The 2572-nt window shown below is 38.5% G+C and carries 3 protein-coding genes; 2 read left to right on the forward strand and 1 reads right to left on the reverse strand.

From position 1 onward, the window contains the following. Positions 1-78 precede the first annotated feature (78 nt). On the reverse strand, positions 79-390 hold the full coding sequence (locus ACFOUY_RS09070) for a cupin domain-containing protein (protein ID WP_378960187.1): 312 nt from the start codon (positions 388-390) through the stop codon (positions 79-81). 245 nt (positions 391-635) lie between these two features. Here ACFOUY_RS09070 and sucD point away from each other — a divergent pair, with 245 nt between their 5' ends. Beyond that, a complete protein-coding gene (sucD, locus tag ACFOUY_RS09075) occupies positions 636-1508 on the forward strand; it encodes a succinate--CoA ligase subunit alpha (RefSeq protein ID WP_378960188.1) in 873 nt (290 codons plus the stop codon). A 406-nt stretch (positions 1509-1914) separates the two neighbouring features. Further along, positions 1915-2418 carry a methionine-R-sulfoxide reductase gene (locus tag ACFOUY_RS09080; protein WP_378960189.1) on the forward strand — a complete coding sequence of 168 codons (504 nt, stop codon included), beginning with the start codon at positions 1915-1917 and terminating at the stop codon, positions 2416-2418. The last annotated feature ends 154 nt before the right edge of the window (positions 2419-2572 follow it).

Below are 2572 nucleotides of genomic sequence, written 5' to 3' on the forward strand. Positions count from 1 at the left end.
AAGCTATATGAAACCAGGCCTTTAAAATAAAAAAGTTCTTAGGCAGAAATTAACATTTTGTGGATAACACAACGAATTTTAGAAAATTTTATGCGTTGACCCTGCATTACCACTAATTATATAATAAATTTCATCTTCTTTTTGTAAGTGATAGCCAATGGAAGAACCTGGTTTTAAAACTCTTTTCCTAAATATAGTTTTAAGGCCTTTAGCATCGCCGAAAAAGTTAAAGCCTATAGTTTCTCCACCTCCGTTATGTGTGCCAGGTTCTTTCTTGGCTACTTCAATATCGTTTTGTAGAATGTATTTACTAGTATCGGTTATTTGTGCTTTAGTAACCGTAGCCAGGCTGGCTACAAAAAATAAAATTGGTAATATTTTGTTGATCATAGGTTTACGACTTTGGATTTTAGCTTTCAGCTTTATTTTTTCTGCTTTCAGCTTAAAAGTAAATTTAGGCGTTTTGTTTTGTTGTTAGCAAGAGCATAGCAACTTTGTAAGTAAACCGAATGAGTAGAGCTGAGGTAGCCATATTGCAATTCCTTACATTTTCCTGAAAAAACGAGGTAAATAATATGCTTTTAGGTTTGACTTTCCAGTCAATAATATTAGCTTTGCACAAAAAATATTGATACATGAGCGTTTTAGTAAATAAAGATTCTAAGGTTATCGTTCAGGGTTTTACCGGAAACGAAGGAACTTACCACGCAGAACAAATGTTAGCGTATGGTACAAACGTAGTTGGCGGTGTAACTCCTGGCAAAGGTGGGCAATTACATTTAGATAAGCCTGTTTTTAATACTGTTGCAGCTGCTGTTGAAGAAACAGGAGCAAATGTATCTATCATTTTTGTACCGCCAGCTTTTGCTGCTGATGCAATTATGGAAGCTGCCGAAGGCGGTATTAAAGTTATTGTTTGTATTACCGAAGGTATCCCGACTAAGGATATGATTCAGGTTAAAGAATATATTTCTGACCGCGATGTTACCCTTATCGGCCCTAACTGCCCGGGTGTAATTACTGCTGATGAGGCTAAAATTGGTATTATGCCAGGTTTTATCTTCAAAAAAGGTCATGTAGGTGTGGTTTCTAAATCAGGGACTTTAACTTACGAAGCTGTAGACCAGGTTGTTAAAGCTGGTTTAGGTATCACAACTGCTATCGGTATCGGTGGTGACCCAATTATTGGTACACCAACTGTTGAAGCGGTTAAATTATTAATGAACGATCCTGAAACTCACGGCATCATCATGATTGGTGAAATTGGTGGTGGAATGGAAGCTGAGGCTGCCCGTTGGATTAAAGAAAATGGTACTAAGCCTGTTGTTGGTTTCATTGCTGGTCAAACTGCTCCTGCGGGACGTAGAATGGGGCATGCTGGTGCGATTGTAGGTGGTGCGGATGATACGGCTGCTGCTAAAATGAAAATCATGCGTGAGTGTGGTATTCGCGTAGTAGAAAGCCCAGCTGAAATTGGTGCTGCAATGGCAGAAGAATTAGCAAAGTAAGATTTTAAAATTTACATAAATGAAAGCGTTTCGATTTAGTTCGAGACGCTTTTTCTTTTTTAACCACAGAAGGGGGCAAAGAAAAGGCACGAAGTGTACAGAGCAGGGCTTGTATTTCTGTCTTTTTTGTTTTCATTCGTCATTCTCGCGCAGGCGGGAATCTTATAATGCTTTCGACTGAGCCTAACTAATGGGTTAAATGAATGCCGTCCTGGTGGATTTATTTCATGAAGACACAACTATATTATGAACTATAGGGTTAAAAGCACCTACTTTGTATCCTTCTCATCCAGGAGAGGGATAGCACTATAGTACAAAACCCACAAACTTTGTCAGGGTGAGGTAAACACTAATCCAAATCATTAAACCAATAAACCAAAATCAAATCTATAGCGTATATTGATATATGAAAACGATGTTAAATAAACTATTTTTGATTTCTGCGGTTGTTTTAATTACAAGTCTTTCTGCTTGTGCTCAAAAGCAAGATAAGAAAGAAGCAAAGCAAGCACAGGAAACGGAACAAATAACACCAAAAAAGAAAATGAACTGGAATCCATTAACACCCGAAGAAGAAAGAGTAATAGTAAATAAAGGAACAGAATATCCTGGTACAGGTAAATACGAACTAACAACTGACAAAGGAACTTACACTTGTAAACGTTGTGATGCGGCACTATATCGTTCGGAAACTAAGTTTGATGCGCATTGCGGATGGCCGGCTTTTGACGATGAAATTAAAGGTGCTGTTAAAAAGATTCCTGATGCAGATGGTTCGCGTACAGAAATTGTTTGTGCCAATTGTGGTGCACATTTAGGTCATGTTTTTACAGGCGAAGGATTCACTAGTAAAGACACTCGTCATTGCGTAAATTCTATCTCTATGAACTTCGTGCCTGATAAAAAATAAGGTGGATTAGTTGGGTTAGGTAAAGGTGTGCAACAGCAAGTTGTACACCTTTTTTTATGGTGCGCCGGGCATGGCAATCGACTATAGGGTGCAAATCCCGAACACGCTTTGCAGTAGGAAGTGTTAGCTAAAGACAAGGGTGTCGTGGGTGACT

Source organism: Pedobacter jamesrossensis (assembly GCF_042650905.1).
GTDB classification, from domain to species: domain Bacteria; phylum Bacteroidota; class Bacteroidia; order Sphingobacteriales; family Sphingobacteriaceae; genus Pedobacter; species Pedobacter jamesrossensis.

Excerpts from the sequence above, each read along its gene's own strand:
- sucD (WP_378960188.1), top strand. The coding sequence starts at position 636 with ATGAGCGTTTTAGTAAATAAAGATTCTAAGGTTATCGTTCAGGGTTTT.
- ACFOUY_RS09070 (WP_378960187.1), bottom strand. The coding sequence starts at position 390 with ATGATCAACAAAATATTACCAATTTTATTTTTTGTAGCCAGCCTGGCT.
- ACFOUY_RS09080 (WP_378960189.1), top strand. The coding sequence starts at position 1,915 with ATGAAAACGATGTTAAATAAACTATTTTTGATTTCTGCGGTTGTTTTA.